Source organism: Limihaloglobus sulfuriphilus, from assembly GCF_001999965.1.
GTDB classification, from domain to species: domain Bacteria; phylum Planctomycetota; class Phycisphaerae; order Sedimentisphaerales; family Sedimentisphaeraceae; genus Limihaloglobus; species Limihaloglobus sulfuriphilus.
On sequence record NZ_CP019646.1, the window covers coordinates 3,606,111 to 3,627,903 of the forward strand.

The window sequence follows — 21,793 nt, forward strand, 5'->3', positions numbered from 1 at the left end:
TCAAGTGCCTCATTATTTTATCAAAGTATCCATAAACGCCGGAAGCAGCGTAATAATTTTTGGAAACGCTGTCATGAGTATTATACACAAAACATAGGTGGGAATAAAGTAAAGAACACCCTTAAAAACAGTTTTGAGGTTTTCGTCCTTTGCCATCGCCCCGACAACGAATGTTGTAGCGCCTACCGGCGGCGTGATAGCTCCGAGTGTAGTGATAACGGTAATTATTACGCCGAACCACAGCGGGTCGTAGCCGAGCTTGTCCGCTACGGGGAAGAAAATCGGTATCGTGATAAGCAGAAGCCCCAGCGAGTCCATCATTGCTCCGCCAAGTATGTAGAGCGAGAAAATCGCCGCCATAACGACAAATGAGGGCACCGCAAGCGAAGATACCCATTCGGCCAGCTCGTACGGTATGCGTGTTACGGCGAGAAATCTGCCGAAAATCATCGCGCCGGCAACCAGTGTTATGACCATACATGATGCCCTGATGGTTTCTTCTATGGCTTTTATCAGGCCTTTGAGGGTCAGGTTTCGCTGTACAATTCCCAGAAGCATAGCCAGAAACGCCCCTACGGCGCCGGCTTCGGTAGGTGTGAAAACGCCGAAATGCAGCCCGAGTATTACCAGCAGAAACAGTATTATCATCTCATAAGCGCTGAGCAGGGCGGTTATCCTTTCTTTGAAGCTGAATTTCGGCCCGGCAGGCCCGCCGGCGGGGTTTACTCTGCAGATTATGTAAACTGTCAGCACAAGGGCCAGACTCACAAACAGCCCTGCACCTATGCCGCCGTAGAAGAGCTTTGTAACTGATTGCTCTGTTGAGAGGCCTATGATTATCAGCACAACACTTGGCGGAATGACAACGCCCAGCGTCGAGCCGCACGCGATCGAGCCTAAGCTGAGCATTGAGTCGTACTTGTATTTTTTCATTTCGGGGTATGCCACGGTAGTCATTGTCGCGGCGGTGGCGGTGTTTGAACCGCAGATTGAGGCGAAGGCTGCGCAGGCGGCGATTGTCGCCATTGCCAGGCCGCCGGATATATGCCCGATGCACTTATACGCGGCGTTGTAGAGCTTCTGGTTTACGCCGGAATGGAAAACGATCTGTCCCATGAATATAAACAGCGGTATCAGGGTGAAGCTGTATTTGCTGAAAGTTCCCCACAGGACGGTACTTACCATGCTGGTGCCCGCGTCGAGCGATGTTACCGCGGAGAAGCCGATAAAGCCGACAACCGCCATCGCGAAACTTACCGGCGTTGCCAGCAGAAAAAGCATTGCAACCAGTGCGATTATTCCCGTGATTCCAATCATGGTCAGGCTCATATCGCGTCCTCCAGGTGGGGGTTTTTGCCGGTGGTATGGGCCTTTATCACGAGGATAATGTCAACAAGATACGCTGCGGCAAGTACCGCGAAACCGATACCGGTTATATATATAAACGGGTGGAAAATTATTCTAAGCGTCTCTGTAACTTCGTTTGAAGCCTGTATTGTCATGGCATATTTGATGATAAATACCGCCGCGATCAGCGAAAAAGCCATACATATCAGATCGTTGAGAGATTTTAGAATCCTTGATATTACCGGCGGCATCAGGTCAACCAGGACGGTGACGGCTATAAAGTCCTTTTTCATCTGGGCGTATCCCAGACCCATGGCGGCAGTTACTGCGCCGAGAAGACCCATAAGCTCCACACTGCCCTTAAGGGGGCTGCCCAGCCATCTTGAGACGATTGCCGCACAGGTGAGCAGCATCATTGAAATCAGAGAAATACCGGCGATTGCGAGTATCAGCGTATTAAATCTAAGAAGCAGTGTTTCTAAGCGGCTGTTTTTGTTTTCTTGCATTATTCAGAGGAGATGTATTCTTTTATTGCGGTTATTATGGCCTGTGTGTCTATTTCTGCGGAGTTCTGCTGTATCCATTCCACTACCATTGGCGCCAGCATCGCGTCGAGTTCGGCTTTGTCCTGGGCAGAGAGCTCGATCACCTCAACACCCTGCTCGCCGGTCGAGTACTCCATAGATTCGTTTACATGCTCGTCCATATACTCGCCTGTCCAGAGGGATTGCTCCTCGATCATATCTTCCATGACGGCCTTGACATCTTCGGGCAGACTCTGCCATTTCTGCCTGTTCATCACTACGGCGAATGGGTACACAACTGTGTCTGTCATGGTAACGTATTTGCAGATGTCGGCGTATTTGAAGTCTTTCATCACTTCCAGCGAGGAGAAAAGCCCCTCGACAACGCCTTTCTGCAGTGCCTCGGGCGTTTCGGACATCGGCATCCCGACCTGGTTGGCTCCCCAGGCTTCGAGGATTCTCGCCGCGCCGCCGCTGGCCCGCAGGTTAACGCCCTTCATATCGGCGGCTGTGCGGACTGGCTTTTTGCTCATGATGTTAGACGGTGCGGTGGTAAACATGGCAAGCACCTTTACGTCGGCGAATTCCTCGGGCTCAAACTGCTGATACAGCTTGAGCAGCGCCTTTGAGCCTGTCGCGGCGTCTTCTATGCCCAGAGGCAGGCTCAGAGCGTTTGTAACGACAAACCTGCCCGGCTGATATGCCATGCACAGGCAGCCGATGTCGGCCTGGCCGCTTATAACGCCGTCCATCATGTCCTTTGCCTCGAGCAGTGAGCCGCCCGGGTAGGTGTTTATCTCAACAGCTCCGCCAGTGCGTTTTTCTACCTCGTCTTTCCACCTTTCCATCTGGACACAGGGGAATGTCGGTGCCGGCGGGAAGTTGGCATAAGAAAGTTTGATCGCCTTAACCGGCGCAGCATCAGAGCCCTCGCCGGCGGCAGGTGCATCGTCCTTTTTACAGCCGCAAACGGCAATAATTAAAGCCATGGCAACAACCAGAGTTTTTAATGTAACATCAGCTTTCATAAGACTCTCCTTATTCAAAAGCCCTTTAATTATTTTGTATTTATAAACGGTTAAGTTTCTCTACGCAGAAACAATCTTGGATTTTAACCGAAAAACAACTAAATGTAAAGGGGAATTAGTTAAGAATTAAGATTGAGCAATTCCGTTTGTAAGGCTTTTCAGAAAATTTGCCACAAAATACTATTGATACCCAGTAGGTTAATGCGGATTAATCGGCGTTTCCTCGGCTTGCGGGCGTGCTTTGGGGGAGCAGTCGGGGCGAGCCTGGTGTGTGTTTCTTCTGGTCGTGTGATTTTAGGCGCACCGATAGTGTGGCAGGTAGTTTGTTGGTTTGTATTTGCGTTGTTATGCGGCTGATATTTTGATCGACTCTGATTTAACCAGTGAGCGTATGTAGTGCGGCTGCTTGGTTTTCACGTACCCCAATGCCGTGCCTAACATCGTGATCAGTGCCAGGTCTACTCGCATCTGCATTTTTTTAAGGCCTCGAATATAGTGAGTTTCAAAACCAAAGGAGACATCGAGCCGACTGTTGACCCTCTCGACAGAAGTCCGTTTTTTGTATTCGTCTTTCCATTTATAGCTGTCCCGCGGCAAAGCCATAAAGATACGCGGGTCTTTTTCCAACCCGATCCTGATACTCTTGCCAATTGGACAACTCCCTGATGCGGGGCATGTCAGCCCTTGATGGTGTGCCGGGCAACCGAACTTGATACTGTCTCTATCCTTCTCAAAACCCCTGTTGCACATCTTGTTGAGTTCTCCCCCCTTGCAGCACTTGCAGAACACCTCACCCTGCTGGTTGTAATATATCCTGTCAAGGCCTTCAACCGGGCTATGTTCCAACTGCGTCATATTGCGAGTATCAACAACAGCACGTATATCGTGCTCCTTCCATAACCATAGCTTGAAATCGCCGCAATCATAGCCTTTGTCTGCCGAGAGATATTCGCACTTCTCAAGAGCCTTTGAGGGACAGGCGTCAACCAGATTGTACGCCTCTAACATATCATTGTCATTACCCGGCGTTACGATACGTGCTATCGGCAGTTCATAATTGGCATCCACTGCCAGATGAACCTTGTAACCAAATATCGTTGTTTTTTTGATAATCTTACCGTTTTTATCTGTGTAAGTTTTTGTTGCCCAGCCGCCGTCAGTATCCCTTCTGCCGTCAGGCTTATTTTCTGAACCGGAGTTTGCCGCACTCTGGATGACTTTGCTGTCAATCGCTATACGCTGACCAAAGCCGGGCAGTTCCCGGGCAAGACACTCCAGAAGATTCTGGAAAATACCGGCTACTTCTGCCGGATACTCCATAAGCGACTTGAGCAGGTTGGTATAGGCGTTTGATGATGGTACCGGGTGCTCTTTGAGAGGATCAAAACCGCAGATATCCCTGAGCTGACCGTTGCGAGAAAGCTCCCGGCGAAGAGCTTCGATGGTGTTGTGCCCAAATACGATGCCGGCAAGCATTGAGTTCCAACTGGCCCGTATCGGGTAGTCATCACGTCCATTGCCGCGGCGTTTTTCGAGTGTTTGCATTAGTTGTTCATCGTCGAGCGTCTTGAGTAACAGGTCGAGCCGCTCTAAATCTCCGAGATTTTCAACATTTTGGTAGCAAAACAAGCTGGGTTGTGGTATATTAGCCATTGGTAAATCCTTTTGTAGAATATAATATAAGTTCTTTTGGTTTAATGTCTTATATTATATCACATGCAAAATGATTTACCATTTTTCTATGGGGGCAATTTGAGGTTTTTTAATGTTTTTTTCGCTCGAATCAGGCCTGAAGCCAGAGAAAAAGGGGGAAAATCGGTTTCACTGCCGTTGCTAAATCCACCCGCTCAACAACTTACAAACAAACGGAATAGCTCGAATTAGGAATTAGGAATTAAGAATTAAGAATTATGAACTAGGAATGAAAACCACGGATGGACGAGAATTGACACTAATCAGGCAATATGAATCAGGCATAAGAAATTCTGACAGGATTACAGGAATAACAGGATTTTATTTAAGTATTTTATTTTGTTCAACTTGCGAATTTTCTTCATTGCCTTCAATGCCTTCATGGTAAATAATAATCAATTATGCTCTCCGTGCCCTCCGTGTCCTCCGTGGTGGATTAAAGCATTTGAGCCACAGAAAACCGGAATCAGGCATTAGGCAATAGGCAATAGGCATAAGGCATAAGAAATTCTGACAGGATTTTATTGAATTTTTTAATCCTGTTTATCCTGTAATCCCGTCGGATGTTTTAATTGGGAATTAAGCAAAAGCGGCGCCGCCTCGCTGTGCTCGTTGTCGCGCGCACTGCAAAGTGTTTAACATTGACAGGCTGGAGAAAAGTGGACGGGGTTGTGCGGGGAATGTTTTGGGAGGATTCTGCCGCGTTTAATTACTCTTGACATTTGACTTATTGGGAGTTCTAATAATGTTTTAGCAATATGTTTCAAAGGACGTAAAAATGAGATATTTATTATTTGTTATGTTAACAGGTTCATTAGGATTTTGTCAATTGGAGCTTCCTTCGCTTATTTCGGATAATATGGTCGTTCAGCAGTCTTCCAGCGTTAAGCTGTGGGGCCGGGGCAGCGGTGAAATCACAATCAAAACCGGCTGGGGCGGCCAAACCGTCAAGACGAGAGCGGACGAGAACGGAAAGTGGCAGGCCCAGATAAAGACTCCGGCCGCGGGCAAAAGCTGGAATATGACGATAGCCGACGCCGACGGTTCTGTAGAGATACAGAATGTTACCCCAGGCGAGATCTGGTTATGTTCCGGCCAGTCGAACATGCAGTTCCCGATGCTCCGCGATGAGCATTATAAACTCCATAAGTCGGAGAGCAACCCTGATATTCGATTCTTTACGGTAGAACCTGATACGTCTGAGACGCCCATGGAAAACTGCGGCGGCCGGTGGCAGGAGTGCACGCCGGAGACGCTTTCAACCTTCAGCGCGGTCGGCTATTACTTCGGAAAGCTGCTGCATGCCAACACCGGATACCCTATCGGGCTTATCGACAACAGCTGGGGCGGCACGCCGGCGGAGGCGTGGACAAAGGTTTCTGTGCTTGAAAACGATGAGCGTTTTGTCTCGATACTTGAAGAAGACAAGGTGATTCTGGCAAACCAGGACAAATACCAGAAGGAATACGACCAGATGCTTGAGCAGTGGGGCCGCGAGGTTGAAGATGCGAAAAAGCTGGGCAAACGGCCGCCGTCAAAGCCGTTTCCGCCGTTCGGGCTCAGGCCGCAGAACCGCGCTGGCAGGCTCTACAATGCTATGCTGCATCCGCTGATGCCCTACACAATCAAGGGCGCGATCTGGTATCAGGGCGAATCGAATTCCGGCAGGGCCAGGCAATATGCAAGCCTGTTTCCGGCGATGATAAACAACTGGAGAGACGACTGGGGACAGGGTGATTTTCCGTTCTACTTTGTGCAGTTGACCAATTATCTCAAGAACGACCCACAGACAGTTTATCCGCTCTGGCCGCAAGTTGCAGAGCCTGGCCCGAGCAGCTGGGCCGAGCTTCGCGAGAGCCAGTTTAAGACGCTTTCACTGCCCAGTACCGCGATGGCGGTTACGATCGATATCGGTATGCCCTACGATATACACCCTAAAAATAAGCTGGATGTGGGGTACCGGCTCGGCCTGGCGGCGCTGGCAAAGGAATACGGTTTCGATGATATTGTGTACTCCGGGCCGCTTTATAAGGGGTACAAGCTCGAGGGCGAAAAGATACGTATATCTTTTGAACATACCGCGGCGGGGCTTTCTTTTCACGCAGACGCGGCGAAGGGGTTCCAGATAGCCGGCAGGGATCAGGAATTTGTATGGGCAGAGGCGGAGATTGACGGCGATACCGTGCTGGTGTATTCAGACAAGGTCGCCGAGCCCGCCGCCGTGCGGTACGGCTGGTCAGACTGGACATACGCGAATCTGTTTAACAGCGAGGGACTGCCGGCAAGCCCGTTCAGAACCGATGACTGGGGATATACGACGAAATAATAATTCTAAACGAAAGCAGGTAAATTTAATATATAACTGTCCGCTATTTATGGCGGAACTCCAAAACGGATAATATGAATAATACTTTCAAAAAATTCAAATTGAGCAATTGTAACTTTATGAAAATAAAGGAAATATGTAGAAATGTCAAAACAAAGAGACCTCGACCCTTAATTATCTCCGCTTTTTGCCTGACAATAAGTTCGCTCTGTTATGCAGTTAGTCTTGACGATCTGGTAGTTTCCAGCGGCGGCAAGCTCACTGGCAATCATCCGAACTATACTTTACATGAGAATGTGTTTGTTGGTGATTATCTGTACATCGCTCCGGGCACCACAATCCTTTGCGACACCTCAGCAGGCAAAAGACCAACCCTGGTGATTGACGAAGGAAAAATATTTGCAGATGGCGAACCTGACAGTCCGATTACGTTTACCGCTCCTGATAATGACCTGACCGATGACGATGCGACTCCTGATTACTGGCGTTTGCTGGAAATTCATGACACTTCTGAACCAAATTCCGTCATGGAACATTGCATTTTTGAAAAAGCAAAGATTGGTTTGTACACAAAAAGCCCCAACCTCCAAGTTACTGACAGTCTGTTCAGAAACTGCAAAAGAGGTGTAGCAGTCTACGACGGCCAAGCAACTTTCACCGGTTGTGAATTTTACAATAACAGTTATCCGGATAATTCAGGTGCTGGCTTAGATGCCGATGGCTCAGGAGTTGAACTAACAATCGACTCCTGTCACTTCCACAATAACCAATCCAAATATGGCGGTGGCATTTCTGTTGAAAATGTTGCATCTTCATCGATTGTTGGATGTATAATAGAAAATAATCTCGCTGAATATGGGGGAGGATTGGAAGTTGACGATGCTCCTATGACTATCAGCCAGTCCACCGTTATAAATAACGAAGCTGAATATGGCGGTGGAATAATTTCCCATGGCACGTCCGCTTGTACGATCACGGACTGCACTTTAGAGTCTAACTCGGCAGCTATTAGTGGGGGAGCCGTTTACAGCGATAGTACTTTGAATATCAGTGCATCTATATTTAGCACCAATACTGCCCTGAGCGGAGGCGCTATCCTCAATGATACTGGCAATATAATAGTGTCAGATAGTGAATTTGAGTATAATATAGCAACTCAATCTGAAGATATCGGTGGAGGTGGCGGTGCGATATGTTCACTATCTGGTGTACATATCACCTATTCTACTTTTGTAGGAAATGAGTCCATTTGGGGTGGTGCTGTTGAAGTGACTGCTGGCCAATCAACAATTGCATGGTGTGAATTTGATAACAATGTAGCGGATTGGGGGGGAGCTGTCTATTGCAACGAACAAAACGGCGAAGCAGACTTATATTTGCACAGTTCACTGCTATCAAACAACAATGCCAAAGCCGGCGGTTCCGCAATTTACGGTCATAGCGGCAGTCTAACTCTTCGCCAGAATACGATTTCCAGAAATTTCAGCCAGTACGAATATGCAGCGGTCGAAGCGGTATCAGCTACGATAAGGATGGACAACAGTATCGTTGCTGATAATAGTCCAGCAGATGTTGGCGGAGCATTTGACCCGGCCAGCACGAACAATCTTATCGGCACTATCGAAGGTGCAAGTGGTTTTGATTCCCCTGCGAATCTAATCGGAACGGAATCTTCTCCAATCGACCCGCGTTTTATAAATGCGGAGGACGGAGTTTTTCGCCTGCTTCTTGATTCTCCAGCGATAGACGCTGCTCTCAATTCTTGTGCCGTTGATAAAAACGGCAGTTCTCTTCTCTCTGATTTAGGGGAGCGGGGACGTGTCATTGATGCTGTAGTGGATATTGGAGCATACGAATGCCAAAAAGCGGATGTCCCCTCTGTGGTTGTTACCACATCATCAGATTCTGATCCTGATGACGGGAAAATCTCATTACGAGAAGCAATTTATTATAGCAAAATCAATCAAGGAGTTTCCGGTTTTAACACAATCAGCATATTGGGTTTTCATAGCCCAGACTTTGCACTTTACATTACACTTGGCCCTCTCGTAATTACTCATGATGTTACAATACATGGAGGTGTTGTTTACCGCCCAATTACGATAAATGGCAATGATAATAGTAATGTGATATCTATTTTGGGGTCCGATACCAATGTTTGTTTGAGGTACATGGATATTACTGGAGGAAAGGGCTGTATTTACAACGAAGGCAACTTGACATTAGAAGGTGTCAAAATTCACAACAATTCAGGTGATGGTATTTATAGTTCTGGTTCTTTGACTCTAAATAGCTACAAGTACTATGGTAGATATAAACAGTTTGATATATCTGACAATACAGGTGATGGTATATACATAGAAAACGCCGAACTGAAGGCCAGTAATGGGTATATTGGTCGAAATGCTGTTCTTGCCCGAAATTCACGTTCAGAAATTACTAATGTTAATGTGGAGGGTCAAGATGCATCCCTTTCCTTTTTAGGTAGTGATGCACTTCTATCTGATATTAACTTACAAAACGCAGGCCCCAAATCTCCTGGTTTTTGGGAAGGCGCAATGACTGTATCTGAGGGAGTTGTCTCCATAACAAATAGCAACATAATAGATAGCAGTTGCCTTGGAGTTCTGGCAGGATATGGAGGCAGTATAAGCATATCCGGTTGTACGATAAGCGGTAACCAATGGAGCGGGATAATGCCGTTTGAACGTGGAAATGGAGCCAATATAAATGTATCGCATTCTGTGATAAGTGATAATGGACATCATGGCATCTGGAGTCGAAATAATGAAGATACAATAATGGTTACTAACAGCCAGATAAACTGCAACGATTGGAGTGGCATTACTACTGTAGGAGATGTTAAGATATCTAATGTGCTTATGATTGGTAATGGCCAGAGAGATTATCCGTATGGCTCGTGGCAGGGAGGAGTAAGAAATGAGGGCGGAAACATTGAAATCAATAATTGCACTATTTCGGATTCCATAGGTTTTGGAGTACGTGGTGAATCAGGATCAACCGTTTTAAACAACACAATTGTTTCTATGACAGATAGTTCGGATGGATCAGATGGAGATGATATTTCATACTCAGGTGGAACATTGTCGGGCTCTAATAATCTGATTGGCGACGGTTCTGGGCAAGGTGGTCTCGTAAATGGAATAAACGGAAACATTATCGGGACATCTCAATTTCCCATAAATCCCAACTTCAGGCGTCGCATTTCTTTTGGTTCTGATGGTGTTTGGGGAGAAGGCTTTGATGATCTGGGAGATTATAGACTCGCAGATGTAAGTCCTGCTATTAACGCTGGTAATAATACTTTCGCTGTAAACCCCGATGGCTCCGCCTTGTCTGAAGACCTATCGGGATCAAATAGAATTGTTAATTCAACTGTAGATATTGGTGCCTACGAATATGTTTTAGAGGAGATGGTTTATGAAGTAAACAGCAACCTTGATGAAATCGCCATTGACGGCAACGTAACATTTCGAGAGGCATTAACTGCCGCCAATACCAATTCGCCGTGTGGAGATGCTTCTGCAGGAAATGCCTTCTTCACAGATAGAATAATTTTGTCTGAGGATTTTGATGATATAATTTCCCTAAGCGGAGCTCCCCTGGAAATATTTGACTCCGTAAACATTGTTGGTCGCGGACAAGATATATCGACCATAGATGCTCAGGGCAATAGCAGAGCCATTCATATATACAATCAGGCAGAGGTGAATTTATCGGGACTAAATATTATTAACGGTCAGGCTGATTTTGGAGGAGGAATACTTATCGAATCGGGCTCTCTGAATTTAACCGATTCTTTCGTTGCATCCAATAATGCTATTAGTGGCGGAGGCAACTATGCAGAAGTTGGAACAGTATCAATTAGTGACTGTAATTTTTCCAGCAACTACGCTGACTTAGGAGGCGGGATTTATATGGCTGCAGGTTCATTGCAATTGAACAACAGCAGTATAACTGGTCATTCTGGTGAATCCGGTGCAGGGGTATTTGTTGAATCAGGTACAGCCCAATTGACAGACTGTGACATTTCACATAACTCCGCAAGTTATTCCGGCGGTGGGCTCTATGCACAATCCGGCGAAATAACACTTCGCAAAACGGATTTTCTCCGTAATTCTGCTGAATCCGGAGGCGGCGTTTATTCTGAAGCTGGAACCATTGTAACACATAACAGTTTCATACAGGGTAATACTTCCACTTTTGGAGGGGGCTTGTGTGCTGAAGGTGGATCAGCTTTTTATTATAATACGGTATTTGCAGGCAATGAGTCTGTTGATTCTGGCGGTGCGATCTATGTCAATACAAGTCAGGTAGATTTATTCAATGTTTCTGTTGCGGGTAACTCTGCAGGAACTGACGGTGGCGGAGTTTTCATTAACACGGATGGTTCAGTTGCTCTTTATAATAGTATATTCGCCGACAATAATGCTCCAGGTGGCAAGAACATATACGATTTGAGTAATAACATTACTGGTGAGCACAATATTCTTTCTGATGGCTCCGGTCAGTCAGCCTTGACCAATGGCGTAAACGGCAATCTTGTTGGTACTGCCACTGCCCCTATTGATCCGCTGTTTATGGCGATCCCATATTCTGGTGTAGATGGTATTTGGGGAACTGATGATGATGACTATGGTAATTTGCGGCTTGAACAAGGCACTCCTGCCTTTGAAGCAGGATCAGGTGCGTATGTCTTTGATAATCAGGGTAATCCACTGGTAGCGGATGCTTATGGCAATCCACGGATCATGGGAGACACTGTCGATATTGGTGCATTTGAATATCCGCTGGAAACACCGTCCACTGTTGTCAATACCCTCGCCGATATAGTTGATTCTGAAGACGGGCATGTATCTCTGCGGGAAGCATTGATATATCAGAAAGCTCTGGGAACAGAGATAACTTTTTTACCGGGGCTTTCAGGGACGATCGTTCTCAACGGAACCCATCTTGTGATAGACAGTTCTGTTACAATTACGGGGCCGGACCCCGATTTACTGACGATCAGTGGTAATCAGGAGAGCCGAATATTTACGATCACAGGTACGGCGGTGACAATTACCAATTTAACTATTTCAAATGGCTATTCTGACAACGGTGGAGGAGTAGCATGTGAAAATGCCAGGCTAATGATGAAAAATTGCATTATACGAGAGTGTTTTGGTGATTATCGTGATGTCAAAGGGACAGGGATTAGTGCGGTTAACAGCATAGTTAATTTAACGGATTGTTGCATAACCAAGAACGGTTCACGACACAATATGTATGGGACTTTATATTGCGGTGAAGGAACTCGTTTAGAGGTTAATAGATGCTTGATAGTTCAAAATGTTGCTGCTTATGGTGCAGGACTTTTCGTCGAGAGTAATTGCGATCACGTAGAGGTTAATAACTGCCTTATTATAGGAAATTGTGCCACATCAGGAGCAGGAATGTTTACAATGGCTGGCACTTTGGTAATAAACAATTCGTCGATTAGTCGAAACAAATCAGTAAATGGAGGAGGAGGCTTGAGTGGATTTATGGGGAGTACTTACATTGTAAACAATTCTATCATAGCCAAAAATGAATCCGATGATGACGCATACATTGATGTCTCTTTCAAAGAAGAAGATACCGTTGAAGTTAATGCCAGTTTGGTCGGTGTGGGAATTGAAGGATTAATTGATGGTGTCAGCAATATTACGGGTACGCTAAGCCAACCGGCAGATCCACTGTTTATCCGTAATCCTTCTGCTGGGCCTGATGGTGTTTGGGGCACCGAAGATGATGACCTTGGCGACTTGAGATTGCAATCCAACAGTCCAGCAAGAGATGCAGGCAGTAATGCTTTAGCTATTGATTCGGAAGGCAATCCGCTGGAATTCGATCTGGATGGCAAAACTCGAATTGTTGGGACGGCTGTAGATATGGGGGCTTATGAATTTATAACTGGAGATTTTGTCGGTAACGACGGAGTGAATCTTCGGGATTTTGCTGTTCTGGCAAATGCATGGCAGTCGACAGTGGAAGATATCAATTTTAACGAACAATGTGATTTGCATGAGGATGGAGTTGTAGACATTTTCGACTTGGCACTTTTTGCCGAATACTGGCTTGAGGAGAAATAAAGGACTGCGGGACCTTTTATTTATAATATCTTGTTATATATAGCTTTATTGGAATTTTGATGTCATTTGGTTTTGGTTTGAGAGAAATAAAGGAACTTGGTCTTTTTTGTTAATAAGTCCTTTTAGATCAAAATGTTATATGTGTGGTTGAAAAGTGTTATAGGCTTGAAATCGGAAAATCTGTGGTATGATTCAATAGACGGTGGATAATGAACAATAGACGATAAGCAGCTTAGCCGTACCGTTTTACATATATACGGTATGCGGATTATGAAGGACGACAATACGATGGGTTATCCCTGGATGTATTATTATGACAACAAGGGGCGGAAGCCCATAAGTAGGTCAACCGTCTCGGTTGACATTGGCAGAGCGGGCCGGAATGCCCGCTTTGAATGGCAAGCAGGATGCTTGCTCCACTTTGGGGTGCGGCGGCAAACGCAGCGTGGAACCGCTTTTAAAACTGCTTTGTCCGAAAGGCCGCTGAAATTTTTAACGCCGCTCAACGGACAAAAAGCGATTAACTTTCTGTAGAGAAAATTCATGAATTTTCTCAAAACGCCAACTTCCCGAAACAACATTAAAATAACCAAAACAGGGTACCAGCGTTAGCCGGGGGTAATTGTGCGTTTAAATGATGTTGAACGGTTGGAGCAAATTCGTGAATTTGCTCTACAAATGCAAGACCGACGCGTAGTGCAATCAGAACCTCGGCACCGTGATAGGCAGGGCAGGCATCCCTGCCTGGCGGGCAGTCTGAGAAGTTCGGGCTTGATATTTTATGCTACTGCTTGATGATCAATCATATTTTAGTAAAATGGAGTAAATAGCAGGCAGACGATTCTGGCCATTGCCGGTCGAAATGCCAAAAAAAAACGAAAAAGAAAGCAGGTAACAAATGAGATACCAAGCAGACGACAAACGTTACGAAAAAATGGTATATAACCGCTGCGGCAGAAGCGGGCTTAAACTGCCGGCGACCTCGCTGGGGCTGTGGCACAATTTCGGCGATTCTGATGATATCGAAAACGCCCGCAAGATGGTTTGCAGGGCGTTTGATCTGGGAATCACTCATTTTGACCTTGGCAACAATTACGGCCCGCCGCCAGGGGCCGCGGAGGAGAACTTCGGCAAAATACTCAGCGGCGAGCTTGGCGGCTACCGCGATGAGCTGGTGATCTCTACCAAGGCGGGCTATCTGATGTGGCCGGGGCCGTACGGCGAGTGGGGCAGCCGCAAGTATCTTACCGCATCCCTCGATCAGTCCCTGAAACGCATGGGGCTTGAGTATGTCGATATCTTTTACTCACACCGGCCCGACCCTGATACGCCGCTGGAGGAGACGATGGGGGCTCTGGATAATGCCGTGCGGCAGGGAAAGGCACTTTACGCGGGTATATCGAGCTATCCGCCGGATATGACCAGACGTGCCGCCGAGATACTCCGCGATATGGGCACGCCGTGCCTGATACATCAGCCGAATTACTCGATGCTCAACCGCTGGATTGAGGACGGGCTTCTCGATGTGCTCGAAAAAGAGGGTATCGGCTGTATCCCGTTCTGTCCGCTGGCTCAGGGGCTTCTTACGGATAAGTACCTCAAGGGGATTCCCCGGGATTCACGCGCTGCCAAAGACGGCACCGGCCTGCCGGAGGATGCTGTGACAGAAGAGGTTCGCAAAAAACTCGTCAGCCTTAACGATATCGCCGGAGATCGCGGCCAGTCGCTCGCTCAGATGTCGCTGGCATGGACACTGCGGGACAGCCGCGTTACAAGCGCTCTTATAGGAGCCAGCCGCGTCGAGCAGATAGAGCAGAACATCGCCGCACTGGACAAGCTCGAGTTCAGCGATGATGAGCTTGCCCGTATTGACGCGATTCTAAAGGGTAAATAACAAACCTTAGGTGTTTGCTACTTGCTGTATCTGGCACGCTGTTTTTCCAGTTCTGCGCGTAATTTGTTCAAGAGTTTTTTGTCTTTGAACCCCTTGATCAGGTTTGACATTTCATACGGGTCATTTTCCAGATCGTAGAGCTCTTCAAACGTATATGGTTTGTCCTTGCCGTTTTCAAAGGTCTGGATATATTTCCAGCGTTTTGAGCGGATTGTGTATGCCGGATTCGTCTCAAGCATCTCATTGTAGTCGGGAAGTTCAAAGAGGACGTATTCGCGGTTAAGCGGCTTTTGTCTGAGAAGAGTCTTCTTGAGACTTTCGCCGTGCATATTCCCGGGTACGCTTATGCCTGCAAGATCAAGGATTGTCGGGGCGATGTCCGCATTGGTAACCATTGAGTCTTCATAGCCTTTGGGGATTCCGGGCCCGACCGCGAACATGGGTACCCTGATAGACTCTTCGTAATGCAGCGCCTTGCTCATCAGGCCGTGTTCGCCGAGAAACAGTCCGTTGTCACTCATAAATATAACGTAGGTGTTTTCTCTGAGGTTCATCTCGTCCAGAGCGGAAAACAGTTTGCCCAGCGATTTATCCATCTCGGTAATCTGGCCGAAATATCCCTGGCGGTCCCGGTATCTCTCGTCCGTCATGGGGCCCTTGTTCATTATGTTTCTGCGTGCGCGGAAAGTTTTGAGGTAGGGCGGTTTTCCGCTCAGGTCGTCGTTGATGTTCGGCGGTACGGGCAGCTGAGAAAGCCTTTGTTCGTTATATATCGCTTTTGTCTCATCGCTTAGCCAGTTTCCGCCTTTATCTACGCTGCGGTCGTGCGGCGCCTGTGTGCAGAGCCAGATACAGAACGGTTTCTCCTGCTGCTGAGATGTTTTGATTATATCGATTGTCTGTTCAGCGCAATAGTCTGTGCTGTAGCCTTCGTACTGCCGCCGCTTGCCGTCCTCAAGAACTGATGGATTCCAGTACGGAGCGCCGTTTCCAAGCTGTCTGACAATCTGAAATTCAAATGCTCTGGGCCCTTTTTCGGGTATGTGCCATTTGCCTACATGGCCGGTGAGGTAGCCTGCTTCGTTGAAGTACCGGGCAAAGCCGACTTCCTGCTCATCCATTGGATTGTGGTATGTTGTTACGCCGTTGGCTTTTGTATAGCGGCCGGTTACCGCGGTTGCCCTTGCCGGTGAACATACGGGCAGAGTTATAAAAGCGTTATTAAAACGCAGGCCCTGAGCAGAGAAGCGGTCGAGGTTTGGGGTGTGTAAGACGGGGTTTGCATAGCCGATAGCGTCCCATCGCTGGTCGTCAGTAAAAATGAAGATGATGTTCTTCTTTTCTTTACTGTTTTTGAACCTGTCTATGCCGGCACAGCCTGCGCATAGAGATGCAAGGCAAATGCCGCTGCTTACAAGGAAGTTTCGTCTGTTGAGTGAGCTGAAATGTTCTGACATTTAATTCTCCTTTATTTCTTGATCTCTATAATCTTGTGGATGTCAACGTCGGCGGGGTCAACCGTGATGCTCAGCATTGAGCCTTTGTAATCAAAATCGTAATCCGCGTTGTCCGGCTGAATCTTCACTGATTCAGGTTTCGCCGTAAGTGGTAATGCAATCTTTATCGGCATATCTTTGCCGGCGGTCTGCTTCCAGTTCATGCGGCGGTTTATGCAGTGCCCGTGGAATATATGGGCAGGGGATGGGCCGCGGCTTTACAGTCACTGGGACAATCACGGCGCGTTTACCCATTTCGTTAGAAATCACAGGGAGCTGTTTGACGATTACAGGGCATATTCCCAGGTCGGCCTGCTCTGGAATACCGACAGCGTTATGGACGAGCTGGACAGCTTTGGGGCGGCTCTCTATGATATGAAGATAGCCTTCGACATTGTACCGCTGGGAGAGAGGTACCCCCGCAGGACTATAGATGTCAATGAGACGGCATCTAAGTATGATAAGATAGTCCAGGCAAGTGATCTTTCAAGCTGGAGCCAGGAAAATCAGGTTCTGGTTAATGAGCTTGGCGAAGAGGTGGATATTGTCTCGCACCCCAACGGTTTGAGCCTTGATAACGGCTGGATAAACGTTACGCCGCTGAATGCCCCGAAAATATGGGTTCTGCCCCGAAAACATACATCTGATATCTTGGCTCCAATAGTAGTGCATGTTCTTAACAGGGATTACGACAGCTCAACTGATTCGGTAGATAATACCGGCTGTTCGATTGAATTCGACAGGCAGATGCTCAAAGGTATGGATCTGGAATCCGTAGAATGGCTTGGGCCGCAGAACCCCACAACAGAGCTCGCGGTAACAGAGACCGGTTCGGGTTTCCAGGTCTCACTGCCGCAGACACCCGCGTGGTCGCTGCTTAAGATAAATGTTTCATACATACCGGGCGATTTCAACGCCGACGGCAGTGTAGATATGCTTGATCTTGACGTTATAGCCGCAGAATGGCTCTCGTGCAGTGACGCTTCTAACCCGCAGTGCCAGGGACAGATATTACAGAGCGATTCAAACAGCGATGGATATATCAGCTATCTCGATTTTGTGAGCCTCTGGCAGGGATGGCAGCAGTAATACTAAACAGACTAAGATAAGGTAAAATTATGTTATCAAGAAGAAAATTTCTGCTTTCAGCAGGTTTGACCGCCGCCTGCGGCCTTGTACTCACCGGCTGCAAGACAGGTTTTAAACGTAAATCATACGCAGGGAAAAATCAACAGAAACCCAATGTTCTTTTTATTATTTTAGACGATCTCAACGACTGGGTCGGCTGTCTTGGCGGCCATCCAAACGCCAAAACGCCAAACCTCGATAGATTCGCCGCCGAGAGTATGCTCTTTACCAGTGCGTATTGCACATCTCCGCTGTGCGGGCCTTCAAGGGCGGCATTTCTCTCCGGCATGAGAGCGTCCACCACGGGCGTTTACAATAACACTGACCATTATCATGAAATAATACCTGATGCGCTCAATATGCCTCTGTTTTTCAAGAATAACGGTTACTTCTCCTGTGGAGCGGGTAAAATCTTTCACGGCATGTACCCCGAGTACTGGCATGAGTTTATTCCCAAATCAGACAGAATGTACCACGCCGGCGAGCCTAAAATGAACGGCACGGATATACCTGGGATATTTGACTGGGGCGCTCTTGATGTGGACGATTCTGAGATGGACGACTACAAAATGGCGCAGTTTGCTGTTGATAAGCTCAAGGCTGAACATGACAAGCCGTTTTTCCTGGCCTGCGGAATTTACCGGCCGCACGCGCCGTGGTATGCTCCGAAAAAATATTTCGACATGCACCATATCGACAAAATATCTATGCCGATTGTCAAAAAAGATGATCTTGATGATGTTCCGCCGGCGGGTGTGCGCGTGGCTAACCTGGGATACACAAAGCATGTAGATGCAGCCGGTGCCGCTAAAAAACGAGAGGCTGTTCAGGCGTACCTGGCCTCGGTCACGTTTGCTGATGCACAGGTGGGCAGAGTGCTTAAGGCACTTGATGAAAGCCCATACAAAGATAATACTATTGTAGTAATTCTCGGCGACCACGGTTTGCATCTGGGCGAGAAAAATAAATGGCATAAGGATTCGCTGTGGGAGGAATCCTGCCGTGCTCCGCTGATGATACGGGTGCCCGGCATGACAGAAGCAGGTTCTGTATGTGAGAGGACAGTGAGCTTTCTTGACCTCTACCCGACACTTCTCAGCCTGTGCGGGCTTGACATGCCTTCTCATCTTGAGGGCAGGGATATAACCACAATCCTCAAGGATCCCGATTCTGAATGGAATTACCCCGCGGTTACGCAAAGAAGGGCTAACCAGGTTACAATCCGTGACAGCCGCTGGAGGTATATACTATATGAGAACGGCGATGAAGAGCTGTATGATCACTCCAAAGATCCAAACGAGTGGCACAATCTCGCCGCGGACAAGAAGTATGACAGCGTAAAAGAAAAATTAAGTCTTTACATCCCAAAATAGGATAGATACAGATGGCTTCTAATAAGAGTAATGTAAGAAGACGCATAGGAGAGCCGCTGACCCTGCCGGCACTCGAAGAGCTTGGATATATAAAAAAGGGCTTTGAGTGTTTGCCCGGGCCAATGTCGGCAGACAAATGGTCGGGGCAATACCAGATTTTCATCAGCAAGGGTATGACGACACTTCCGACGTCTCCGGTCGGCAAGGTGTTTATCTCGGCCCTGAGCGATTCGAAAGAGGTAAACCTTAAGGTAGAGAGTTTTCTGATTAACGAAAATCCCGGCTCTGAACCGACTCTGCATAGAACCAAAGCCGTTCTGGTCTGCAATAATGACCCCGTTTGCTCACTCAAAGATTACTCTGCTTCTATTGAGTTTCGCACTCCGGAAGGCAAATTGATAGAAGCCTTATCTCATGATGTAGAGGCCCGATATCGCTGGGGAAGATGCAAATGCCGGGCGGGAAAAATCTCTGTTTCAAACAAGGTTAAAGGGCCTTTGAGCAGCTACTGGTCACTGATGCACGCTGCAAGAGGTTTGGCAGAGGATGAACTGCCGGAAAAGGCATTCAGTGTCTTTGAGGACTCGGGTCTAATACGTTCAGGTCAGTATTTGCGTCTTAAAGAATGCCGCGAGCTTCAAACAGGTTCTGGCAATTTACGTCTGAAATGCTGCTCCCGCAGGGGAGCTGGAATTTTGCCGGTGGAATACTGGACAGACACTCAGGGCAGATTCATAGCCATGATATCAAGCTCCCTGGTTTATGTCTTTGATTCGATGGCGGCGGAGGCTTTGCCCCCGGCGGTAGAAGCTCAAATACAGAAAATGCGTGAAGAATAACAGGCAGATTTAAAATGAAGAATAAAATAAATCGTCGTGATTTAATTAAAACAGGAATAACAGCCGGTGCCGCGGCATCGATTGTCGCGGGCTGCTCCAGATTGAATTATGCCGGCAGCGGGTCATCAGGAAGGCCCAACATTCTGGTTATAATGACTGACCAGCAGCATGTAGATACCATCAGAAGCGCAGGCTGTAAATATCTCAAAACGCCGGGCCTTGACAGGCTTTATCAATCGGGCACGAGTTTTGCGAATTCCTATACCACAAACCCTGTCTGCATACCGGCCCGCAGTTCACTCTGGACGGGCAGAATGCCCAGCGAGACTGGTATGTGGTTCAACAGTGCCCGCGCCGGCAATGTAGAGCCGGGCATGCCCAACATCGGCCAGTGGCTAAGGGAAAAAGGCGGTTATGATACGGTTTATGCCGGAAAATGGCATGTTCCCCAGTGCCATACGTATAATATACCCGGTTTTGAAGTGCTCGCCTCCGGAAGCTCACATTGGGGCGAAAATTCTGATGATACGGTTTCTCAGGCCTGTTCACAGTATTTGATGAACAGAAATGATGAAAAACCGTTCCTGATGGTCTGCTCTTTGATTCAGCCGCATGATATATGTGTCTGGCTGAGCCTGAATATGCACAAAAAAGACTCGCTTCCATATCCGGAAATCGCCGGAGAGCTTCCGCCCCTGCCCGCCAATTTTGCCCACAATCCCAATGAGGCAGGCCCGCATGTCCGGCTTCGCGAAAGCCAGCAGCCGGCGGAAGGCAGCTGGCAGGAGCTTGACTGGCGATATTACAGATGGGCGTATTACCGCCACGTAGAGATGGTTGACGCCCAGATACAAAGGGTCCTTGAGGCACTTGACCAGTCAGGGTACAGAGATGATACCATTATTATTTTCACTTCCGACCACGGCGAGGGCATGGGCGAGCATCAGATGGTCAGAAAAGATTTTCTCTATGATGCCTCGGCGAGGGTTCCTTTGATATTTAACTATCCCGGCAGAATCAAATCTTCTGTTGACAGGGATAATCTTGTCTCGGGTGTGGATATCACGCCTACGATATGTGATTTTGTCGGCGTTGAGCCGCCTGAACGCATGGTGGGTGTAAGCCTGAAAAATCTGCTTCTTGGCAAAGAGAATCATCTGCAAAGGCCGCTCGGCGATTTTATTGTTACTGAAATCGGAAGCACAAGCAGAAATTTAAATCAGACCGGCAGGATGGTTCGTTCCAAACGGTACAAATTCATCAAGTATTACAACGATGATAACGAGCTGCTGTTCGATATGAAAACAGATCCTGGTGAAACCAAAAATCTCGCAGCCGACCCGGCGTTTAAGAATATAATTGCCGAGCATAAAGACATGCTCCGCCGCTGGGAGAGGTCGCTTCAGATCGCTCCTCGCTTTGCTAAAGAGGGCGGCGATAAGTGGAAAGAAATTTAGAAAAGTTTTTTCATAAATCCGGCTTGAGATTTTGGCTAATGCGGGTATATTTTTAGATTGTGGATATAGAAAAAGGCAGTTTGCCTGTTATTTTAGTCTTTTAGAAAACGAGAGATATAACAATGCTGAAGAATATACCGTCAATATTAAGCCCAGAGCTGCTGAAAATTCTTATGGAAATGGGCCATGGTGATGAGATTGTTATCGCCGACGGCAATTTCCCCGCCGCATCACTTGCTCAAAGGCTTGTCCGTTTGGACGGGCACGGCGCGGTCGGCGTTCTCGAGGCAGTTCTCAAGCTGATGCCGCTGGATATCTATGTGGAAAAACCCGCCGCCTTGATGCAGGTTGTAGCCGGCGACACCGTTGAAACTCCTATCTGGGATGAATACGCAAGCATAATAAAGACCTCCGGCGAGAAATTTGACGGTTTTGAGCATATTGACCGTTTTGATTTCTATGACAGGGCAAAAGAAGCCTATGCCGTAGTTGCTACCGGCGAGAAGGCCTTATACGCGAATATAATCCTCAAAAAGGGCGTTGTTGCTTAGGATA

At 47.5% G+C, this 21,793-nt stretch carries 15 protein-coding genes; 9 read left to right on the forward strand and 6 right to left on the reverse strand.

The features are described 5' to 3' along the window. Positions 1-12: 12 nt before the first annotated feature. The 4 genes from SMSP2_RS13810 to SMSP2_RS13825 form a co-directional block, all read right to left on the reverse strand. Positions 13-1,329 (reverse strand): TRAP transporter large permease, encoded by a 1,317-nt coding sequence (locus SMSP2_RS13810; RefSeq protein WP_146684615.1) that lies wholly within the window; start codon positions 1,327-1,329, stop codon positions 13-15. Further along, the gene (locus tag SMSP2_RS13815; RefSeq protein WP_146684616.1) at positions 1,326-1,853 is read right to left on the reverse strand and encodes a TRAP transporter small permease; all 528 of its coding nucleotides are present in this window, start codon (positions 1,851-1,853) and stop codon (positions 1,326-1,328) included. Before SMSP2_RS13815 ends, SMSP2_RS13810 begins: the two co-directional genes overlap by 4 nt. Further along, a complete protein-coding gene (locus SMSP2_RS13820; protein ID WP_222566365.1) occupies positions 1,853-2,899 on the reverse strand; it encodes a TRAP transporter substrate-binding protein in 1,047 nt (348 codons plus the stop codon). The genes SMSP2_RS13815 and SMSP2_RS13820 overlap by 1 nt, the downstream gene beginning before the upstream one ends. A gap of 345 nt (positions 2,900-3,244) precedes the next feature. After that, positions 3,245-4,552 (reverse strand): transposase, encoded by a 1,308-nt coding sequence (locus tag SMSP2_RS13825; RefSeq protein ID WP_146682385.1) that lies wholly within the window; start codon positions 4,550-4,552, stop codon positions 3,245-3,247. Positions 4,553-5,369: 817 nt separating this feature from the next. On the opposite strand from SMSP2_RS13825, the gene SMSP2_RS13830 reads away from it, so the two are divergent. The 4 genes from SMSP2_RS13830 (at position 5,370) to mgrA (ending at position 14,945) form a co-directional block, all read left to right on the forward strand. Beyond that, on the forward strand, positions 5,370-6,917 hold the full coding sequence (locus SMSP2_RS13830) for a sialate O-acetylesterase (RefSeq protein WP_146684617.1): 1,548 nt from the start codon (positions 5,370-5,372) through the stop codon (positions 6,915-6,917). A gap of 74 nt (positions 6,918-6,991) precedes the next feature. Beyond that, on the forward strand, positions 6,992-13,051 hold the full coding sequence (locus SMSP2_RS13835) for a right-handed parallel beta-helix repeat-containing protein (RefSeq protein WP_146684618.1): 6,060 nt from the start codon (positions 6,992-6,994) through the stop codon (positions 13,049-13,051). 270 nt (positions 13,052-13,321) lie between these two features. Further along, entirely contained in the window at positions 13,322-13,585 is a 264-nt protein-coding gene (locus tag SMSP2_RS13840) for a hypothetical protein (RefSeq protein ID WP_146684619.1), read from the forward strand. A gap of 364 nt (positions 13,586-13,949) precedes the next feature. Beyond that, positions 13,950-14,945 (forward strand): L-glyceraldehyde 3-phosphate reductase, encoded by a 996-nt coding sequence (mgrA, locus tag SMSP2_RS13845; RefSeq protein WP_146684620.1) that lies wholly within the window; start codon positions 13,950-13,952, stop codon positions 14,943-14,945. Positions 14,946-14,962: 17 nt separating this feature from the next. Here mgrA and SMSP2_RS13850 read toward each other — a convergent pair whose 3' ends face one another. Continuing rightward, complete coding sequence (locus SMSP2_RS13850) at positions 14,963-16,402, reverse strand: sulfatase-like hydrolase/transferase (RefSeq protein WP_146684621.1); 1,440 nt, start codon at positions 16,400-16,402, stop codon at positions 14,963-14,965. An 11-nt stretch (positions 16,403-16,413) separates the two neighbouring features. Next, the gene (locus tag SMSP2_RS13855) at positions 16,414-16,605 is read right to left on the reverse strand and encodes a hypothetical protein (RefSeq protein WP_146684622.1); all 192 of its coding nucleotides are present in this window, start codon (positions 16,603-16,605) and stop codon (positions 16,414-16,416) included. Positions 16,606-16,615: 10 nt separating this feature from the next. Here SMSP2_RS13855 and SMSP2_RS13860 point away from each other — a divergent pair, with 10 nt between their 5' ends. From SMSP2_RS13860 to SMSP2_RS13880, 5 genes are all read left to right on the forward strand, one after another. Continuing rightward, on the forward strand, positions 16,616-17,530 hold the full coding sequence (locus SMSP2_RS13860; RefSeq protein ID WP_146684623.1) for a dockerin type I domain-containing protein: 915 nt from the start codon (positions 16,616-16,618) through the stop codon (positions 17,528-17,530). A 29-nt stretch (positions 17,531-17,559) separates the two neighbouring features. Beyond that, positions 17,560-18,942, forward strand: a complete 1,383-nt coding sequence (locus tag SMSP2_RS13865; RefSeq protein ID WP_146684624.1) for a sulfatase — start codon at positions 17,560-17,562, stop codon at positions 18,940-18,942. 11 nt (positions 18,943-18,953) lie between these two features. Next, positions 18,954-19,781, forward strand: a complete 828-nt coding sequence (locus SMSP2_RS13870) for a hypothetical protein (protein ID WP_146684625.1) — start codon at positions 18,954-18,956, stop codon at positions 19,779-19,781. Positions 19,782-19,795: 14 nt separating this feature from the next. Beyond that, entirely contained in the window at positions 19,796-21,238 is a 1,443-nt protein-coding gene (locus SMSP2_RS13875; protein ID WP_146684626.1) for a sulfatase family protein, read from the forward strand. Between the two features lie 122 nt (positions 21,239-21,360). After that, positions 21,361-21,789 (forward strand): RbsD/FucU family protein, encoded by a 429-nt coding sequence (locus SMSP2_RS13880; protein ID WP_146684627.1) that lies wholly within the window; start codon positions 21,361-21,363, stop codon positions 21,787-21,789. Positions 21,790-21,793: the final 4 nt, after the last annotated feature.